Raw genomic sequence first — 18,378 nt, forward strand, 5'->3', positions numbered from 1 at the left:
TATGTGGTATCGCCTACCGCGTTGTGGATTCGAAGTGAGCGCGCACTAAACTATCGGTGGTTAAACCACCTTCACACCCACCTAATCAGGGAGTTTGCACGTGAGCCAGCCTGGCCGTCCCGTTGTTCTGATCGCCGACAAGCTCGCGCCGTCCACAGTCGAGGCGCTCGGTGACGGTGTGGAGGTGCGTTGGGTCGACGGACCCGACCGCCCGGCGCTGCTCGCCGCGGTACCCGAGGCCGACGCGATTCTCGTCCGTTCCGCCACCACCGTCGACGCCGAGGTTCTGGCCGCAGGCACCAAGCTGAAGATCATCGGCCGCGCCGGCGTCGGCCTGGACAACGTCGAGATCCCCGCAGCCACCGAGCGCGGCGTGATGGTCGTCAATGCACCGACCTCCAACATCCACTCGGCAGCCGAGCACGCAGTTGCTCTGCTCATGTCGACCGCTCGCCAGATTCCCGCAGCAGACAAGACCCTGCGTGAGAACACCTGGAAGCGAAGCAAGTTCAACGGCGTCGAGATCCTCGGCAAGACCGTCGGCGTTGTCGGACTCGGCCGCATCGGCCAGCTGTTCGCGCAGCGTCTCGCCGCGTTCGAAACCACCATCATCGCGTACGACCCCTACTTGCCCGCAGCTCGCGCCGCGCAGCTCGGCATCGAACTGGTCACCATCGACGAGCTCGTCGAGCGCGCCGACTTCATCTCCGTGCACCTGCCCAAGACCAAGGAAACGGCCGGCCTGATCAACGCCGAGCGTCTCGCCAAGGCCAAGGACGGCGTCATCATCGTCAACGCCGCCCGCGGTGGTCTGATCGACGAAGACGCGCTCTACGACGCACTGGTCTCCGGCAAGGTCCGCGGCGCAGGTCTCGACGTGTTCAGCACCGAGCCGTGCACCGATTCCAAGCTCTTCGAGCTCGACAACGTCGTCGTCACCCCGCACCTCGGAGCATCGACGTCCGAGGCTCAGGACCGCGCAGGCATCGACGTGGCGAAGAGTGTTCTCCTCGCTCTGGCGGGCGAATTCGTTCCCGAGGCTGTCAACGTCTCCGGCGGCCCCGTCGGAGAAGAAGTTGCTCCGTGGCTCGAGCTGGTCCGCAAGCTCGGTCTCCTCGCTGCGACGTTGTCGCCCGAAGCTGTGCAGACCGTGCAGGTTGTCGCCACCGGCGAGCTGTCTGCCGAAACCGTCGACATCCTCGGCCTGGCCGCACTGCGCGGCGTGTTCTCCGCCAGCAGCGACGAGGCCGTCACGTTCGTCAACGCTCCGGCACTGGCCGAGCAGCGCGGCGTGACCGTATCGGTCGAGAAGCACTCCGAGGCTCTTGCTCACCGCAGCGCGGTCGAGGTTCGCGCAGTTGCCGCGGACGGCACGGTCACGTCGGTCACGGGTGCACTCACCGGTCTGCAGCAGGTCGAGAAGATCGTCAACATCAACGGACGCAGCTTCGACCTGCGCGCCGAGGGTCACAACATCGTCGTTCACTACAGCGATCGCCCGGGCGTTCTCGGTGTCCTCGGCACCGTTCTCGGTAACGCGGGCGTGGACATCCTCGCCGCAGCACTGAGCCAGGATGCCGAAGGCGAAGGCGCAACGGTCATCTTGCGCGTCGATCGCGTCGTCGGAGACGCCGAGGTCGAGGCAATCGTCTCGCAGCTCGACGCTCGCGTCGCCCAGGTCGACCTTTCCTGATTGTTTTTGCTGTGCGCCTTTATTAACCGCCCGCGGTTAATAAAGGCGCACAGTTCTACTGAGATGAGGACTCCATGAAGCTTGCGGTCATTCCGGGCGACGGAATCGGTGTCGAGGTCACAGCCGAAGCACTCAAGGTGCTCGGCAAGTTGGTTCCGGATCTGGAAACCACCGAATACGATCTCGGTGCCCGTCGCTACAACGCCACCGGCGAGTTGCTCCCGGCGGAAGAGCTGGACCAGATCCGTCAGCACGACGCAATCCTGTTGGGCGCCATCGGTGATCCGCGGATCGTCGCACCCGGCATCCTCGAGCGTGGCCTGCTGCTGAACATGCGTTTCCAGCTCGATCATCACGTGAATCTTCGCCCCGCACAGCTGTACCCGGGTGCGCTGTCGCCGTTGGCGGCCCAGCCGGAGATCGACTTCGTCGTGGTTCGTGAAGGCACCGAAGGCCCGTACACCGGTAACGGTGGAGCAATCCGCGTCGGCACCGATCACGAGATCGCGACCGAGGTGTCGATCAACACCTGGTTCGGCGCCGAGCGTGTTGTTCGTTATGCATTCGCGTTGGCGCAGACACGTTCCAAGCACCTCACACTGATCCACAAGACCAACGTGCTCTCCAATGCGGGCGCAATCTGGACGCGTGCGATCGAGACCGTCGGGGCCGAGTACCCGGACGTCGAGACCGCGTACTGCCACATCGACGCTGCCACCATCTACATGGTGACCGACCCGTCGCGGTTCGACGTCATCGTGACGGACAACCTCTTCGGTGACATCATCACCGACCTGGCCGGTGCCGTGACCGGTGGAATCGGTTTGGCCGCAAGCGGAAACATCGACGCGTCCGGTACCAACCCGTCGATGTTCGAGCCCGTGCACGGCAGTGCTCCGGACATCGCCGGCAAGGGAATCGCAGATCCCACCGCCGCGATCCTCTCGGCCGCACTGCTTCTTCGCCATCTCGGACGCGAGGACGACGCCGCTCGCGTCGAGGCTGTGGTCGCTGCCGACCTGGCAACGCGCGGCGAAGGCCCCATCTCCACGACCGAGATCGGCGACCGGATCACCGCAGCGCTGTAAGGATTTCTTTCACGAGACTGACGCGCGTAAGCCTTTCGGCTTGCGCGCGTCAGTCGTTTCCGACACCCCGATAGACTGGCCAGTATGCGTCTTGGTCGAATTGCCAGTCCCGATGGTGTTGCGTTCGTCAGTATCGAAGGTGAAGAGGATGCCCTCGTCGCCAAGGAAATTGCGGAGCACCCGTTCGGGAACCCCACCTTTACCGGCCGTAGTTGGCCGCTCGCCGATGTTCGTCTGCTGGCTCCGATTCTCGCCAGCAAGGTGATCTGTATCGGCAAGAATTATGCAGATCACATCGCGGAGATGGGCGGCGAGGCGCCGGCTGATCCGGTGATCTTCCTCAAGCCCAATACGTCCATCGTCGGCCCGGGCGCCCCGATCGTCTTGCCTCCGACGTCCAACGAGGTGCATTTCGAGGGTGAACTGGCGGTGGTCATCGGTCAGCCTTGCAAAGACGTACCCGCGGCGAAGGCGTTGAGCGTGGTCCTTGGCTACACGATCGCCAACGACGTATCGGCGCGAGATCATCAGCGTCACGACGGGCAATGGACGCGCGCGAAGGGCCACGACACCTTCTGCCCGCTCGGTCCGTGGATCGAAACCAGCCTCGATGCGTCCGACGTCGACATCAAGACCGAGGTGAACGGTCAGGTCAAGCAGGACAGCAGCACCGCCTTCCTACTTCACGACATTCCGAAGATCATCGAGTGGATCTCGGCGGTGATGACCCTCCTGCCCGGCGACGTCATCCTCACCGGCACCCCCGCCGGAGTCGGCCCGATCGTCGACGGCGATTCCGTGTCTGTCACGGTCTCGGGGATCGGCACGCTCACGAACCCGGTGACCGCCAAGAATTGATCTGACCCGGTTCGTTCCGTCATGTGACTACGGAGGCCCCATCCCCACCGGATGGGGCCTCCGTCGTGGTGTGAGTCGAGAGGTGTCTGTCAAAGAAAAGTTGCAAGATGGTAACTAACGCCGGATGGCCGATTGGGATTGCCTTCCGGTTCGAGGTAATCAGGCCCTGGGACTGACCTGCGGGTTTCATGAGCCAGGCGAAGCTTCACCCATGATCCTCCTGGCGTTATGTCTGATTTGGTGAGGTTGGGAGGGTTCGCCCCGCGGTTTGCTGCCGCGGCTCGTAACAGACCAAATTCCCTGAAATGTAACGCTGAGCAGTAGGGTGGCCGATAACTGGATAGAAGCCGATGGGGCAATCGAGTGGATTGCGCAGAAACGTGGTGATACATGACGACCTTCGCGGAAGCATCCCGGACAGCGGCAGAGCATGCGCGGAACGGGCAGCGGCCGGTGTGGCGAGACAAGAAGCGCTACCTGTGGCCACTGGGTTTGCTGGTTCCTCTCAGTCCGTTCGCTGCGTGGTTCCTGGTCGACAAATTCAGTCTCGGGCTCTTCTGGGCCATCGGGGCCTGGCTCATCGTGATCGTCATTCCCCTGATCGATCTACTGGCGGGCGAGGACGGTAACAGCCCACCGGACGAAGCGATCCCTGAATTGCAAGAGGATCGTTTCTACCGCTGGTGCACGTATCTGTTCCTGCCCCTCCAGTACGTCGGTCTCGTATTCGTCGCCTGGTGCTGGGTGAACGCGCCGATGGCGGCGGGGGAGAAGTTCGCGCTCGCGATGACTGCCGGCGTGGTTGCCGGTGTGGGGATCAACGCGGCGCATGAATTGGGGCACAAGAGCGAAAAGCTCGAGAAGTGGCTCGCGAAAGTAGCGCTGGCACAGTCCTTTTACGGCCATTTCTACGTCGAGCACAACCATGGTCACCACGTCCGTGTCGCGACGCCGGAGGATCCGGCCAGTTCGCGATACAAGGAAAACTTCTGGTTCTTCTTGCCGCGCAGTGTCATCGGCGGCCTGCGCTCGGGATGGCGGATCGAAAGCGCTCGCCTGCAGCGTCAAGGCAGACGGACGTGGAGCTATCGGAACAACATCCTGAACGCGTGGGCGATGAGTGTTGTCCTGTTCGGCAGCCTGATCGCGGTGTTCGGGTGGGAAATCGCACCGTGGCTGGCCGTTCAGGCGATTGCCGGATTCACGTTCCTCGAGACCGCCAACTATCTCGAGCACTACGGCTTGCTACGTGCGAAGCGGCCTGACGGCTCGTACGTTCGCTGCTCGCCCGAGGACAGCTGGAACAGCGACCACGTCGTCAGCAATCTGTTCCTCTATCAACTTCAGCGTCACAGTGACCATCACGCGAATCCGCGTCTGCGGTACCAGAGCCTGCGCAGTGCGGCCGAAGCGCCGCAACTTCCAGCGGGTTACGCGGTCATGATCGTGTGCGCGTGGGTGCCGCCGCTGTGGCGAAAGGTCATGGACAAGCGACTACTCGCCTACTACGACGGTGACATGACACGTATCAACGTCTTGCCGGGTAAGTGATCGGCGGGATGGAGGAAGCGCTGCGGGACTAACCTGTAGTACGACCATCCATCATCGCCGAGCCAAGTGAGCCATGACCAACAGCGAAGTACGCGTCCGTTTCTGTCCGTCACCCACCGGAACCCCGCACGTAGGTTTGGTGCGCACCGCCTTGTTCAACTGGGCATTCGCACGACACCACGGCGGCACGTTCGTGTTCCGTATCGAAGACACCGATGCGCAGCGCGACAGTGAAGAGTCCTACCAGGCCATCCTCGACGCCCTCCGCTGGTTGGGGCTCAATTGGGACGAGGGCCCGGAGGTCGGTGGGCCGCACGCACCGTATCGCCAGTCCGAGCGTCGCGACCTGCATCTCGACGTCGTTGCCAAGTTGCTGGCCGCGGGCGAGGCCTACGAGTCCTACTCGACCAACGAAGAAGTGGAAGCGCGACACAAGGCGGCCGGACGCGACCCGAAGCTCGGATACGACAACTTCGATCGCGACCTCAGCGACGAGCAGCGCGCTGCCTACGTCGCCGAGGGTCGTAAGCCGGTCGTCCGCCTCCGGATGCCCGATCACGACCTGACGTGGAACGACCTGGTTCGCGGCGAGACCACGTTCAAGGCAGGCACCGTTCCGGACTTCGCGTTGACTCGCGGGAACGGTATTCCGCTGTACACGCTGGTCAACCCCGTCGACGACGCGTTGATGAAGATCACCCACGTACTGCGCGGAGAGGACCTGCTGTCCTCGACCCCGCGTCAGCTCGCGTTGTACGAGGCTTTGATCCGCATCGGTGTCGCCGATTTCACACCGTCGTTCGGGCACCTGCCGTTCGTGATGGGTCAGGGCAACAAGAAGCTTTCCAAGCGCGATCCCGAGTCCAACCTCTTCATTCACCGCGATCGGGGCTTCATTCCCGAGGGACTGCTGAACTACTTGGCTCTGCTCGGGTGGAGCATTGCCGACGATCACGATGTCTTCTCACTCGACGAGATGGTTGCGGCCTTCGACGTTTCGAAGGTCAACTCCAACCCTGCCCGCTTCGACCAGAAAAAGGCCGACGCGATCAATGCCGAGCACATTCGCTTGCTCCAGCCGGCCGACTTCGCGGCCCGCCTGAAGTCGTTCCTGGTGGAGCACGGCCACATCAGCGCCGACGTCGATGAAGCCACGTTCACTGTTGCGGCGGACCTCGTGCAGACGCGCATCGTCGTCCTGTCCGACGCGTGGGATCTGCTGAAGTTCCTGTTCGTCGACGAGGCGTCGTTTGCTCTCGATCCGGCCGCGGCGGCAAAGAACCTGAAGGAAGACGCTGGTCCGGTTCTGGACGCGTCTCTTGCGGCACTCGAGGCCACCTCGGAGTGGACTGCGGCCAGTATCGAGGAAGCACTCAAGAAGGCCCTCATCGAGGATCTGGAGCTCAAACCGCGTAAGGCCTTCGCTCCGGTTCGGGTCGCGATCACCGGCTCTCACATCAGCCCTCCGCTGTACGAGTCGATGGAATTGCTCGGTCGTGAGGTCTCGATTGCTCGGTTGCGCGCCGGTAGGGCAGCGGTAACTGCCTAGATCGGACTGTCTTCCGGCCGAAAATGAAGCAAAAACCTCCCGTGACCATACGATTTGGTATTTGGGGCAGGGGTACTGGTAATCTTCTTTTCGGCCGGAGACGAGCCGCCGAGCACAACAGCGAAGCGGATCGGGCAAGGCTGGTGAGCAAGACCTTGGGGTATGGTGTAATTGGCAACACAGCGGTTTCTGGTACCGCCATTCTAGGTTCGAGTCCTGGTACCCCAGCGGAAATCCGGTCGATTTTGTGGCCGGACTCAGACAAGCTAAGCTTGCTGAGCATCCAAGAGCAAGACTGAATACCACGTTTAAAAGCGTGTCCTGGCCCCGTCGTCTAGCGGCCTAGGACGCCGCCCTCTCAAGGCGGTAGCGCGGGTTCGAATCCCGTCGGGGCTACAAAGGAAAGACCCTCCGATCATTGATCGGAGGGTCTTTTCGTATGTATGGGAAATGTTTCCGGCGATGCGAAAAACGATCACCCCCAGTCGAATTCGACTGGGGGTGATCGTCATCTCACTCTGTTGTCCGCGATCGGCTATCCGCTCTTACGGCGGAACTCTCGCTTGTGATCGGCCGGGCCATGCGTGTTGTGGACCTTGGACTGTCCGTCGCGATGGTCGGTCGATTTGGCGTTCTGATGATTCTTCCGTTCGAGGGCTTCACGGAACTTTCGTTTGGTTTCCTCCGATTGGGATTCGGGTTCTGACGGGGTGTTGCTGTCGAGATCGCTCATATGCTCACTCCTTGTTGTTGGGCCTGTTGGTGAAACTACGCCGGCCCGAATTCGAAAGCTCGTGAATTTCGCTTCACGAATCTCGGGGTCTACGGCGATGGTGCAGTAGAACCGGAAAGAGGCATCGCAGGCATCGCGAGCTTGCGGTGATCCCACGAACGAGTTCGATCGGGAACGAACCGTACCGCGACGCGCTTGTGGAGCATCGCGTCGACGGCCGGGCGGAGATCCTCTGTGTACGGGCCCGTGTATCGCTCCCAGACACTGATTCCCACGGCAAAGAGAGCTTCCGGATCCTCGACGATCACTCCGGTGCCCTCCATCGAGACTCCTCGCAGCGTGTCGTACGTCAGACCGTCTTCGATCAGGACGGACATACGGGTGTCCCGGCGAAGATTGACCGCCTTCTGCGACTTGGCTTTGGTTTCGAACCAGATTTCGCCGTCGACTATCGCAAACCACATCGCGATCAGGTGAGGCATTCCGTCGGCGCTCAACGTCGCCATCGTTGCCGTACGGCTCTTTTCGACGAAGCTCGAAATTTCGGCCTCGGTCATCGTGATCTGACTACGCTGCTTTCCTGCCATGGTCGCGTCGTACTCCTACGTGCTCGAGGATCTGAAGGCCTTACTGTGTCACGAATTACAGACGCTTGTGGAGCGCTTCGGCAGCTGCGAGAAGGTCCGCCGCCCAGCGGGCTCCCGGTCGTCTACCCATCCGATCGATGGGGCCGGAGACCGAAATCGCGGCAATGACAGCGCCTGCCGAGTCTCGGACGGGAGCCGCGACGCTGGCGACACCCGGCTCACGTTCGGCTGCACTCTGTGCCCAGCCGCGCCGGCGAACCTCGAGGAGCACTCGTTCGCCGAACGACGCATCGGCGAGAACGGTCCGTTGGGTTTGTGGATCTGCCCATGCGAGAAGGACCTTGGCGCCGGAACCGGCATTCATCGGCAGCCTGGCCCCGACGAGAACTGTGTCGCGAAGGCCCGTGGGCGGTTCCATCGACGCGACGCAGATGCGTTGGGTGCCTTCCCGGCGGTACAGCTGGACGCTTTCGCCGGTGATTTCGCGAAGGCGGGGGAGGATGAGTCCGGCCGCAGCAATGAGTGGATCATTAGCGGTGGCAGCGAGTTCGGCGAGTCCGGGCCCTGGGCACCACTGACCATCCGAGTCGCGTGTGAGGAGTCGATGGACTTCGAGACCGACGGCGAGTCTATGGGCGGTCGCGCGCGGCAAACCGGTTCGTGCACAGAGTTCGGTGAGGCTGCACGGTTCCTCAGCTACTGCATGAAGAACGCCCATTGCTTTGTCCAGGACGCCGATGCCGCTATGCTGTCTCATAGGTCGATACCAGTTTCTCGCATAGTGGGATGATAGCGCATTTCCTGGTGGACTAGCGCATTTACTGAGGGGCTAGTGCATTTCCTAGGGGCAGCCTGCATCTGCTGCGAGGGCTGGGGACCTACTTCACGCGCGGCGGGCCAGCCCGTAGTCCGCCGACGCGAGGCTACGTACAGAGGTGGAAGACATGGCACAGAAAGCACGCACTCTCGCCGAGAAGGTGTGGGACGACCACGTTGTCGTGAAAGGGGAGGGGCAGGATCCCGACCTCATCTACATCGATCTCCACCTCGTTCACGAAGTGACGAGCCCGCAGGCCTTCGACGGACTTCGCTTGGCAGGACGCCCGTTGCGCCGTCCCGACCTGACGATCGCCACCGAGGACCACAATGTTCCGACGATCGACATCGACAAGCCGATCGCCGATCCCGTGTCCAAGACTCAGGTCGACACCTTGCGCCGAAATTGCGAAGAATTCGGAGTTCGCTTGCACCGCATGGGCGATCTCGATCAGGGCATCGTGCATGTGGTCGGACCGCAGCTCGGCCTGACTCAGCCGGGAACCACCGTGGTGTGCGGCGACAGTCATACGTCGACGCACGGCGCATTCGGTGCGCTCGCAATGGGAATCGGCACCAGCGAGGTCGAGCACGTGATGGCGACGCAGACATTGTCGTTGCGCCCCTTCAAGACCATGGCGATCACGGTCGACGGCGAGCTGCCTCCTGGCGTCACGAGCAAGGACTTGATCCTGGCAGTCATCGCCAAGATCGGCACCGGCGGCGGCCAGGGCTACGTCCTGGAGTACCGCGGCGAGGCCATTCGCAAACTGTCGATGGAAGCTCGTATGACCATCTGCAACATGTCGATCGAGGCCGGAGCCCGTGCGGGCATGATCGCACCGGACGAGACCACTTACGAGTTCATAAAGGGCCGTCCGCATGCACCGTCGGGCGCAGAGTGGGACGAAGCCGTCGCCGCGTGGGAGTTGCTCAAGACCGACGAGGGCGCCGAATTCGACAACGAGGTCCACATCGACGCAAGCGCATTGACGCCTTTTGTCACGTGGGGAACCAATCCGGGACAGGGTGCACCGCTCGGTGACCGAGTGCCCGATCCGGAACTGATCGTCGACGAGAGCGAGCGTCAGGCTGCCGAGAAGGCGCTCACCTACATGGGTCTCGACGCCGGCATGGCGCTTCGGGATGTTGCTGTCGACACCGTCTTCGTCGGTTCGTGCACCAACGGACGCATCGAAGATCTGCGCGCGGTGGCCGAGGTGCTCGAGGGTCGCCATGTGGCAGAGGGCGTTCGGATGCTCATCGTTCCCGGCTCGATGCGGGTGCGTGCTCAAGCCGAAAGTGAAGGTCTCGGTGAAATCTTCACGGCGGCAGGGGCCGAATGGCGCCAGGCCGGTTGCTCGATGTGCTTGGGAATGAACCCTGACCAGCTTGCTCCCGGCGAGCGTTCGGCATCGACGTCCAACCGGAATTTCGAAGGCCGACAGGGTAAAGGCGGTCGGACCCATCTGGTTTCCCCGCTCGTCGCGGCTGCCACTGCGGTCCGCGGAACGCTCTCGGCACCGGCCGATCTGGTCTGACCCACTTACCATCTCGAGGAGAATTTCGATGGAATCCTTTACCACGCACAAGGGTATCGGCGTCCCGCTGCGACGCTCGAATGTCGATACCGATCAGATCATCCCTGCCGTGTACCTGAAACGGGTGACGCGCACGGGATTCGAGGACGGGCTGTTTGCAGGCTGGCGCACCGACCCCAACTTCATTCTCAATCTGGCTCCGTACGACAAGGGAAGTGTCCTCGTAGCCGGTCCCGATTTCGGCACGGGCTCTTCGCGTGAGCATGCCGTGTGGGCTCTCTCCGACTTCGGATTTCGGGTCGTCATCGCTTCCCGGTTCGCCGACATTTTCCGCGGAAACGCCGGAAAAGCCGGTCTCGTAGCGGCACAGGTCGAGCAGAGCGACGTCGAATTGCTCTGGAAGTTGCTCGAAGAGCAGCCCGGACTGGAATTGACAGTAGATCTCGAGAATCGGACCGTGAGCGCCGGAACTACGGTGGTGCCGTTCAATATTGACGACTACACACGGTGGCGTCTGCTGGAGGGTCTCGACGACATCGGACTGACATTGCGGCAGGTAGAAGCGATTTCCGAGTTCGAAAAGTCAAGGCCTTCATGGAAACCGACTACCCTTCCAGCCCGAATTTCGCAGGGCTGAACCGAAATCCGCAACTCCGCGCGGGAAGAGAAATAGGTCACCATTTCGCAGTCACGTTGAATGAGAATTGGCGTGGCACATAGACTCTTGCCGTTATCAGGTTTACCGTGGTTCTCAGTCGGTCCGACGGTGGACCACAATTAGCGGAGGAATTTCAATGAACAAGGCAGAGCTCATCGATGTTCTGACTGAAAAGCTGGGTTCGGACAGGCGCACAGCGACCGACGCAGTGGAGCACGTCGTGGACACCATCGTCCGCGCCGTCCACCGTGGCGAGAGCGTGACCATCACCGGCTTCGGAGTCTTCGAGCAGCGTCGTCGTGCAGCACGTGTTGCACGCAACCCGCGTACGGGCGAGACCGTCAAGGTCAAGCCGACGTCGGTTCCGGCTTTCCGTCCGGGTGCGCAGTTCAAGGCTGTTATCGCTGGTGGACAGAAGCTTCCGGCCACCGGCCCGGCAGTCAAGCGTGGCGTAGCAGCACCGGCCACCAAGGCTGCAGCCAAGAAGGCTGCTGCCAAGAAGACCGCAGCCAAGAAGGCTCCGGCAAAGAAGGCTCCGGCCAAGACCGCAGCCAAGAAGACGGTTGCCGCGAAGGCTCCCGCCAAGAAGGCTCCGGCCAAGACCGCAGCCAAGAAGACGGTTGCCACCAAGGCTCCCGCCAAGAAGGCTCCGGCCAAGACCGCAGCCAAGAAGACGGTTGCCACCAAGGCTCCCGCCAAGAAGGCTCCGGCCAAGACCGCAGCCAAGGCTCCGGCCAAGAAGGCTCCGGCCAAGAAGGCTCCGGCCAAGACCGCAGCCAAGAAGGCTCCGGCCAAGAAGGCTCCGGCCAAGCGCGGAAAGTAGTCGCGTTCGGGTGAAAAACCCGATGCCGTAAGACAAAGAGGTGCAGCCGCGGATCTGATCCGCGGCTGCACCTCTTTTTGCTGTCTGGGAGAAGTGTGAATTCTCCTGTGTTTCAGTGCTTTGCAAAACTACCGAATCGAACTGGGGCCGGTTGGTCCAAATCCCTCAGGAGTTGGCGACTTTGGGGAGCGGGCTGTCGAGGTGATCGGCGGCGACGAGGCGGCCGTCGAGGAACGAGAGCACCCAAGTGCTCGCCTTACGGTTGCGTGCAGAGGGCAGTGTTACACCGGCCGTATCAGCCCACCAGCGCATCAAATCGGGGATGACGCCTCCTTGGCTGCAGATCACTGGAGTGCCCTCCAGTGCGGCGATCTGCAGCGCACGTGCCCGAGCGGCGTCGGGATCGGCCTCGTAACCTTCTTCGGTCAGAAGAGGTTCCGTCGAAATCTCGACACCCAATGCCTCCGCCAACGGCATTACGGTGTCGATGCAGCGCGTACGGTCAGCCGCGAAAACCGAATCGGCTCCGAAGATTTTCAGCTGTTCGACCAAGGCGGCGGATTGCTCTTTGCCCTTGGCGTCGAGTGGACGCAAATTGTCGTCGCCCTTGTACCGCTTACGGCTTCCAGCCTTTGCGTGGCGGACGAGTAATACCGTTTTCGTATCAGGCCGAATGGAAACGAAGCGGCGAAGAATCATTCGATCCATCGGGTAGGAAAGATGATCGGCGACCTCGGCGACCGGAAGCCAATAGAGAACATCTACTTCGTTATTCGGCCCGAAATCTCCGTCGACTGCTTCGGCCGACCAGTATTCGACTCGTTTGAGTTTGCGATGTCCCGGGATCGGGTACGTCACGCCACCGAGGTGCCTTCCGAAACGTCCGGTGATCGAGGTCTCTTCGCGGACCTCGCGAACTGCTGCGGTCAAGAAGGTCTCGCCTGGATCGAGCTTTCCTTTGGGGAATGACCAGTCGTCGTACTTCGGTCGATGTACGACGGCGATCTCGATGGCGGAAGGATCCTGGGGAGCCTTCCGCCACAGAACCGCGCCTGCGGCAAAGATGTTGGCTTTGACCGGCTTGTCGCTCATGGTGTGATCCGAGCCCGTCAAGACCCGCTGGCGGTGCGGCTGCGCATCAACGACTGTTGATGCTCACGTACGTCCTCACCGCGTTCGGGAGCAGCGACCCAACTGCCGTCCGGATGCAGTACCCAGCAGCGAGTTCGCGGATCGAGAGCGGAATCGAAGATGTCACCGAGTTGCTTCGACAGTTTCGGATCCTTGACCTGCACCATGACCTCGACGCGGCGATCGAGGTTGCGGTGCATCATGTCTGCGCTGCCGATCCAGAATTCGTCGGCCGAGCGGAAATGGAACATTCGCGAGTGTTCGAGGAACCGCCCGAGAATGGAACGTACTTCGATGTTTTCGCTGAGGCCCGGAACACCCGGCTTGAGCGCGCAGATTCCGCGGACCACGATCTCGACGGGGATACCGGCCTTGGACGCGCGGTACAACGCGTCGATGACCTGCTCGTCGACCAATGCGTTGGCTTTCAAGCGGATACCGGCATCGCGGCCTGCAAGCTTGTGAGCGATCTCGTTGTCGATCCGCTCGATGATCCCGCGGCGAACCCCGTACGGCGCAACGAGAAGGTTGCGGTAGCTCGTCTTTCGGGAGTATCCGGTCAGCGAGTTGAAGAGGTCGGTGAGGTCGGCACCGATCTCCGGTGCTGCGGTGAGCAATCCGACGTCCTCGTACATGCGCGCGGTCTTCGGGTTGTAGTTGCCGGTGCCGATGTGGCAGTAGCGACGAATTGTGGAACCTTCGCGCCTGACGACGAGGCACGTCTTGCAGTGAGTCTTGAGACCGACGAGACCGTAGACGACGTGAACGCCGGCCTGCTCGAGTTTGCGTGCCCACTTGATGTTGGCTTGCTCGTCGAAGCGCGCCTTGATCTCCACGAGGGCAACAACTTGCTTGCCGGCCTCGGCGGCGTCGATCAGTGCGTTGACGATGGGGGAGTCGCCCGAAGTTCGGTACAGGGTCTGCTTGATCGCGAGTACCTGCGGGTCGGCAGCAGCCTGTTCGATGAAGCGTTGAACGCTGGTGGAAAACGAGTCGTAAGGGTGGTGGACGAGCACGTCGCCCTCGCGCAGGGTCGAGAACACGCTCTTCGGTGTCTCACGCTCGCCGAACGCCGGATGCGTCGCCGGGACGAACGGAGCGTCCTTGAGCGCCGGGCGATCGACGGCGTAAACCTGCCAGAGGCAGGACAAGTCGAGGAGCCCGGAAACCTCGATCACGTCAGCCGGATCGACGTCGAGTTCACGCAGAAGCAGTTCGAGCATGTGCTCGGTCATGTCGTCGGCAACTTCGAGGCGAACGGGCGAACCGAAACGACGACGCGCCAATTCACGTTCGAGTGCCTGCAGCAGATCCTCGTCCCGATCCTCTTCGACCTCGAAATCGGCGTTGCGTGTGATTCGGAAGGCGTGATGTTCGACGATTTCCATTCCGGGAAACAGCACGTCCAGATGAGCCGAAATCAGTTCTTCCATCGGGAGGAACGAATCGATGGTGGACGAAGACGTCGTGCTCTTGACTCGCACGAACCGGCCGACGTTGTCGGGGACCTTGACGCGAGCGAAGTGTTCGCCGCGGGTGACGGAGTCCTTCACTGTCACGGCGAGGTTGAGGCTCAGTCCGCTGATGTAGGGGAACGGGTGGGCGTGATCGACTGCCAACGGCGTCAGTACCGGGAAGACCTGCTCGTGGAAATGCGCCGATAGCCGGCCGTGATCGTCGGCGCTGAGGTCGGCCCATCTAACAATTGAAATGCCTTCTGCCGCCAGGGCAGGGCGGACCGAGTCGAGAAACACGTGTGCGTGCTTGTCGGCGAGTTCCTGGGTGCGACGCGCAATGAGCGCCAATTGTTCGCGTGGGGAGAGGCCGTCGGCGGACCTGACCGACAGTCCCGTCTCGTCGCGGCGCTTGAGTCCGGCGACCCGGACCATGAAAAATTCGTCGAGATTGGAAGCGAAGATGGCGAGGAACTTTGCGCGTTCGAGCAACGGCAGTGACTCGTCGGCAGCCAATGCGAGAACACGGGCATTGAAATCGAGCCAGCTGAGTTCGCGGTTTAGGTAACGATCCTCGGGAAGTCCGACGAGCAATTCGGGTAGCTCTGCCTTGGTAGCTGCAGGGGGAGCGCCCGGGATGTTGGTGGCGACCGCGACGGCCTGAGATCGCGGCGAGGTGGCCGCGCCGTTCTCGTGTCGGCCGGAGCTGTGGTCTCCGTCCGACTGGTCTTCGGAAATACGGTTTTCGAGTGCTTCGCCATTGCTCACTCGTCGATCATCCCCCACAATCGCGCGGTCCGACAATCGATGAAAGAAAATTCATCGACTGTTCGACGGCGTGGCCTTGAGTCTGGTCAACGAAGCCAATGTCGCGGGGCCTACTCCCAGTGCGCGCACGGTGTCGAGATCGGCGTGGGTATCGACGTCGGTGCGCAGTCCCGGCCATTGGCCGTTGAGTGGACGAGCACCTGAATTAGCATGTCCCCATGCGGATTCCGGACCGAATCGGGGGTCGAGCACACTCTCGCCACACGCAAACAATGCGGAAGTGCCGGTGCCGTGGTGATCGACGACGACTGAACGTCCACCGCTTCGGGCGGCGGCCACGGCCTCCGTCAGTTCGCTCGGTTGCATCGCGGGCAAGTCGGCTTGCAGCACAACGAGGTCGACCACTCCGCGTTTGGCTCGGATATCGGCGGCCGCTGCACTCAACGCTGCGTTGAGGGTTTCCTCCGCGCGCGGTGAGGCGCCGTTGGTCAGCGAGATGTCGGGAGCTGGATCGGCGTAGACCGTCACGCCGACGGAATACGCAAGAGCGGCAACGGTCGGGTCTGGGGTGACCACCGTGACGGTGTCGATGGCAGAGACGGCGGCAACGGTCGCGAGGGTGTCGTGAAGCATGGCCAACACGAGGTCTGCACGCGCGTCCGCGTCGAGTTCGCCCGCGAGCCGGGACTTGGCCGATCTCAAGGACTTGACGGCCACTATCGCATGCATGGGGCGTTCGATCTCCGTGCGCGCATGCGGTGTCTCCACGACGTGTGGGTACGGGGGTTCCGCGCTGTCCATCCCTCGATCTTGCCAGTCATCACGCTCGGTGTCCGCGGCTGCCCACCGCAGTGCACCACAGGCGATACTCTGTGCAGACGATTTTTCTGGCGGCGACCCGCTTCGCCGGGTAGACGGGGTGAGCGTGTGAGTAAGGCAGCTGTATTGGGCGCAGGTTCGTGGGGAACAGCGTTGGCCAAGGTGATGGCCGAGGCCGGAACCGACGTGACGATGTGGGCCAGGCGTGAAGAGGTCGCGAAGCGCATCGACACCACGCACGAGAACAGCGACTATCTGCCAGGCATTGCTTTGCCTTCGTCGATTCGCGCGACCCACCACCACGAGGAGGCGATGGCAGGCGCTGACTTCATCGTGCTGGCGGTTCCCTCGCAGTCGCTACGGGGAAACCTGGAGCAGTGGAAAGGCTCGATCGGACCCGATGCGACTCTGCTGAGTCTGGCCAAGGGAATCGAGACCGGGACGCTCATGCGCATGAGCCAGGTCATCGTGTCGGTGACCGGCGTGGAACCGGGGCGCGTCGCGGTGCTCTCGGGCCCGAATCTTGCACACGAGATCGCCAGCGGGCAGCCAGCGGCCACGGTGATCGCCTGCTCGGATTCCTCGCGTGCCCTCGCTCTCCAGGATGCTTGCGCTACCGGCTATTTCAGGCCGTACACCAACTCCGACGTCATCGGTTGCGAGATCGGTGGCGCGTGCAAGAACGTGATCGCGCTGGCCTGCGGCATGGCCGCCGGTAGTGGATTCGGCGACAACACGGTTGCCAGCATCATCACCCGTGGTCTCGCCGAGACGATTCGGCTCGGTGTCGCGCTCGGCGCCAAGGCGTCGACGCTTGCAGGCTTGGCGGGCGTCGGTGACCTGGTCGCGACCTGCACGTCCGAGTTGTCGCGAAACCGGACGTTCGGAGAGCGACTCGGACGGGGCGGGTCGATGGAATCGGCACAGAAGGCAACCAACGGTCAGGTCGCCGAGGGTGTGAAGTCGTGCACGTCGGTACGCGCACTCGCTGCCGGCTACGACGTGGAGATGCCGTTGACCGACGCGGTCCATCGGGTGTGCCACGAAGGCATGGCCGTCAGCGATGCGATCGGTCAGTTGCTCGGACGCCGGACGAAGCCGGAATGAGTGAAATTGATGTGAGTGATTTCGAGGGTTACGGGGATTCGACGCGCAGTGTGAGCGCCGTTGCGCGCGAACACGCTGCGGGTCAGCCCATGCAGCTGGGTCCGATATTTGCTGCGCCGTACCAACTTTCGGTGGACGAAGGCTCCGAGTCCGATACCTATGCTCGAGCGTCGAACCCGGGTTGGCGCGGACTCGAATCGGCGCTCGCGGCGCTCGAAGGAGCGGACCACGCACTCGTCATGGGGTCGGGGATGTCTGCGATCACCGCGACCTTGCGCAGCGTGCTCGTCGCCGGGGATACCGTCGTCGTGCCCTCGGACGGGTACTACCAGGTGCGGTTGTACGCGAACGAACGTCTGGCGCCGTTGGGAATCACCGTTCGCGAAGTCTCGACCCTGCAGATGGGCGACGCGAGCTTCGCGGATTTGCTCGACGCGTCACCGGGTCGCGTGGTCGTCGTCGCCGAGACGCCGTCCAACCCGGTGCTGGACGTGGTCGACCTTCGCGTGCTCGCCGACGTGTGTCACCGATCGGGCGCGCTGCTGATCGTCGACAACACGACTGCGACACCGCTGGGGCAGCGCCCGCTCGAATTGGGTGCCGACGTCGTGGTGGCCAGCGGTACCAAGGCACTCAGCGGGCACAGTGACCTCCTGATGGGTTACGTCGCTACTTCCGATGCGGCGGTGAGTCAGCGGATCGAGCGTGAGCGACTTCTTTCGGGAACAGTGCTCGGCCCCTTCGAGACGTGGCTTGCGCACCGGAGTCTCGGCACGGCAGGCCTGCGATTCGGGCGTCAGTGCGACAACGCGCTGGCCCTGGCCGAGATGTTGGCTGGACACAAAGCGGTCCGGTCCGTTCGTTATCCCGGCCTTCGCGGTGACCCGTCCTACACAACGGCATCCGGTCAGATGAAACGATTCGGCGGATTGGTGAGCGTCGAGTTGGATTCGGCTCAAGCATTCCACTCGTTCGTCGAAGCGAGCAATCTCGTCACGGCCGCCACCAGCTTCGGTGGGATCCACACGACGGCGGATCGTCGTGCGCGCTGGGGCGATCCGGTCAGTGCGGGTTTTGTCCGAATCGCTTGTGGCATCGAGGACACCGCCGATCTCCTGGCCGACATCGAGCGCGCGCTCGACGCGTGAGCGGACCACGTCGATGATTTCCGGCTTGGCCCGATCGCGTGCCGAAGTCGATTC

Annotated in this window: 15 protein-coding genes, 2 tRNA genes and 1 CRISPR repeat array; of the genes, 11 read left to right on the forward strand and 6 right to left on the reverse strand. The window is 62.3% G+C overall.

Annotated elements, in window-relative coordinates; translation table 11 throughout:
- The first annotated feature begins 100 nt into the window (after positions 1–100).
- From serA to RA302_RS11685, 7 genes are all read left to right on the forward strand, one after another.
- Entirely contained in the window at positions 101–1,693 is a 1,593-nt protein-coding gene (gene serA, locus RA302_RS11655; RefSeq protein ID WP_003944758.1) for a phosphoglycerate dehydrogenase, read from the forward strand.
- A 74-nt stretch (positions 1,694–1,767) separates the two neighbouring features.
- The gene (locus tag RA302_RS11660) at positions 1,768–2,781 is read left to right on the forward strand and encodes a 3-isopropylmalate dehydrogenase (RefSeq protein WP_019747931.1); all 1,014 of its coding nucleotides are present in this window, start codon (positions 1,768–1,770) and stop codon (positions 2,779–2,781) included.
- A gap of 84 nt (positions 2,782–2,865) precedes the next feature.
- Complete coding sequence (locus tag RA302_RS11665) at positions 2,866–3,639, forward strand: fumarylacetoacetate hydrolase family protein (RefSeq protein WP_020969311.1); 774 nt, start codon at positions 2,866–2,868, stop codon at positions 3,637–3,639.
- A 390-nt stretch (positions 3,640–4,029) separates the two neighbouring features.
- The gene (locus RA302_RS11670; protein ID WP_029255108.1) at positions 4,030–5,190 is read left to right on the forward strand and encodes an alkane 1-monooxygenase; all 1,161 of its coding nucleotides are present in this window, start codon (positions 4,030–4,032) and stop codon (positions 5,188–5,190) included.
- 73 nt (positions 5,191–5,263) lie between these two features.
- Positions 5,264–6,739 (forward strand): glutamate--tRNA ligase, encoded by a 1,476-nt coding sequence (gene gltX, locus RA302_RS11675; protein ID WP_019747934.1) that lies wholly within the window; start codon positions 5,264–5,266, stop codon positions 6,737–6,739.
- Positions 6,740–6,895: 156 nt separating this feature from the next.
- A tRNA-Gln gene (locus RA302_RS11680) sits at positions 6,896–6,967 on the forward strand.
- Positions 6,968–7,062: 95 nt separating this feature from the next.
- Positions 7,063–7,135: transfer RNA gene (locus tag RA302_RS11685), tRNA-Glu, on the forward strand.
- A gap of 139 nt (positions 7,136–7,274) precedes the next feature.
- Here RA302_RS11685 and RA302_RS11690 read toward each other — a convergent pair.
- The 3 genes from RA302_RS11690 to RA302_RS11700 all read right to left on the reverse strand — a co-directional run bounded on the left by RA302_RS11690 (position 7,275) and on the right by RA302_RS11700 (position 8,816).
- Complete coding sequence (locus RA302_RS11690; RefSeq protein ID WP_007729345.1) at positions 7,275–7,472, reverse strand: DUF5302 domain-containing protein; 198 nt, start codon at positions 7,470–7,472, stop codon at positions 7,275–7,277.
- A gap of 89 nt (positions 7,473–7,561) precedes the next feature.
- A complete protein-coding gene (locus RA302_RS11695; protein WP_338480752.1) occupies positions 7,562–8,059 on the reverse strand; it encodes a PPOX class F420-dependent oxidoreductase in 498 nt (165 codons plus the stop codon).
- Between the two features lie 55 nt (positions 8,060–8,114).
- A complete protein-coding gene (locus RA302_RS11700; protein ID WP_007729342.1) occupies positions 8,115–8,816 on the reverse strand; it encodes an IclR family transcriptional regulator in 702 nt (233 codons plus the stop codon).
- Positions 8,817–8,994: 178 nt separating this feature from the next.
- Here RA302_RS11700 and leuC point away from each other — a divergent pair, with 178 nt between their 5' ends.
- Both leuC and leuD read left to right on the forward strand, forming a co-directional pair.
- Positions 8,995–10,416, forward strand: coding sequence for a 3-isopropylmalate dehydratase large subunit (gene leuC, locus RA302_RS11705; protein ID WP_019747936.1), 1,422 nt, complete (start codon positions 8,995–8,997; stop codon positions 10,414–10,416).
- Positions 10,417–10,444: 28 nt separating this feature from the next.
- Positions 10,445–11,053 carry a 3-isopropylmalate dehydratase small subunit gene (gene leuD, locus RA302_RS11710; RefSeq protein ID WP_019747937.1) on the forward strand — a complete coding sequence of 203 codons (609 nt, stop codon included), beginning with the start codon at positions 10,445–10,447 and terminating at the stop codon, positions 11,051–11,053.
- A gap of 544 nt (positions 11,054–11,597) precedes the next feature.
- Positions 11,598–11,855: direct repeats of the CRISPR family, unit length 33 nt; unit sequence GCCAAGAAGGCTCCGGCCAAGACCGCAGCCAAG.
- Positions 11,856–12,062: 207 nt separating this feature from the next.
- Here leuD and RA302_RS11715 read toward each other — a convergent pair.
- The 3 genes from RA302_RS11715 to cofC are packed head-to-tail and all read right to left on the reverse strand — an operon-like array spanning position 12,063 to position 16,051.
- Positions 12,063–12,989 (reverse strand): NUDIX hydrolase, encoded by a 927-nt coding sequence (locus tag RA302_RS11715; protein WP_019747939.1) that lies wholly within the window; start codon positions 12,987–12,989, stop codon positions 12,063–12,065.
- Positions 12,990–13,006: 17 nt separating this feature from the next.
- Positions 13,007–15,250 carry an RNA degradosome polyphosphate kinase gene (locus RA302_RS11720; RefSeq protein WP_003942685.1) on the reverse strand — a complete coding sequence of 748 codons (2,244 nt, stop codon included), beginning with the start codon at positions 15,248–15,250 and terminating at the stop codon, positions 13,007–13,009.
- Positions 15,251–15,301: 51 nt separating this feature from the next.
- Positions 15,302–16,051 carry a 2-phospho-L-lactate guanylyltransferase gene (cofC, locus tag RA302_RS11725; protein ID WP_338480757.1) on the reverse strand — a complete coding sequence of 250 codons (750 nt, stop codon included), beginning with the start codon at positions 16,049–16,051 and terminating at the stop codon, positions 15,302–15,304.
- A 126-nt stretch (positions 16,052–16,177) separates the two neighbouring features.
- On the opposite strand from cofC, the gene RA302_RS11730 reads away from it, so the two are divergent.
- Positions 16,178–17,176, forward strand: a complete 999-nt coding sequence (locus RA302_RS11730) for an NAD(P)H-dependent glycerol-3-phosphate dehydrogenase (protein WP_019747941.1) — start codon at positions 16,178–16,180, stop codon at positions 17,174–17,176.
- A complete protein-coding gene (locus RA302_RS11735; RefSeq protein ID WP_019747942.1) occupies positions 17,173–18,324 on the forward strand; it encodes a cystathionine gamma-lyase in 1,152 nt (383 codons plus the stop codon). Before RA302_RS11730 ends, RA302_RS11735 begins: the two co-directional genes overlap by 4 nt.
- The last annotated feature ends 54 nt before the right edge of the window (positions 18,325–18,378 follow it).

The organism is Rhodococcus sp. DN22, from assembly GCF_036669995.1.
GTDB lineage: Bacteria > Actinomycetota > Actinomycetes > Mycobacteriales > Mycobacteriaceae > Rhodococcus_F > Rhodococcus_F erythropolis.

Coding starts and splice junctions, on each gene's coding strand:
- RA302_RS11660 (WP_019747931.1), top strand. CDS start 1,768: ATGAAGCTTGCGGTCATTCCGGGCGACGGAATCGGTGTCGAGGTCACA.
- RA302_RS11665 (WP_020969311.1), top strand. CDS start 2,866: ATGCGTCTTGGTCGAATTGCCAGTCCCGATGGTGTTGCGTTCGTCAGT.
- RA302_RS11670 (WP_029255108.1), top strand. CDS start 4,030: ATGACGACCTTCGCGGAAGCATCCCGGACAGCGGCAGAGCATGCGCGG.
- gltX (WP_019747934.1), top strand. CDS start 5,264: ATGACCAACAGCGAAGTACGCGTCCGTTTCTGTCCGTCACCCACCGGA.
- RA302_RS11690 (WP_007729345.1), bottom strand. CDS start 7,472: ATGAGCGATCTCGACAGCAACACCCCGTCAGAACCCGAATCCCAATCG.
- RA302_RS11695 (WP_338480752.1), bottom strand. CDS start 8,059: ATGGCAGGAAAGCAGCGTAGTCAGATCACGATGACCGAGGCCGAAATT.
- RA302_RS11700 (WP_007729342.1), bottom strand. CDS start 8,816: ATGAGACAGCATAGCGGCATCGGCGTCCTGGACAAAGCAATGGGCGTT.
- leuD (WP_019747937.1), top strand. CDS start 10,445: ATGGAATCCTTTACCACGCACAAGGGTATCGGCGTCCCGCTGCGACGC.
- RA302_RS11715 (WP_019747939.1), bottom strand. CDS start 12,989: ATGAGCGACAAGCCGGTCAAAGCCAACATCTTTGCCGCAGGCGCGGTT.
- cofC (WP_338480757.1), bottom strand. CDS start 16,051: ATGGACAGCGCGGAACCCCCGTACCCACACGTCGTGGAGACACCGCAT.
- RA302_RS11735 (WP_019747942.1), top strand. CDS start 17,173: ATGAGTGAAATTGATGTGAGTGATTTCGAGGGTTACGGGGATTCGACG.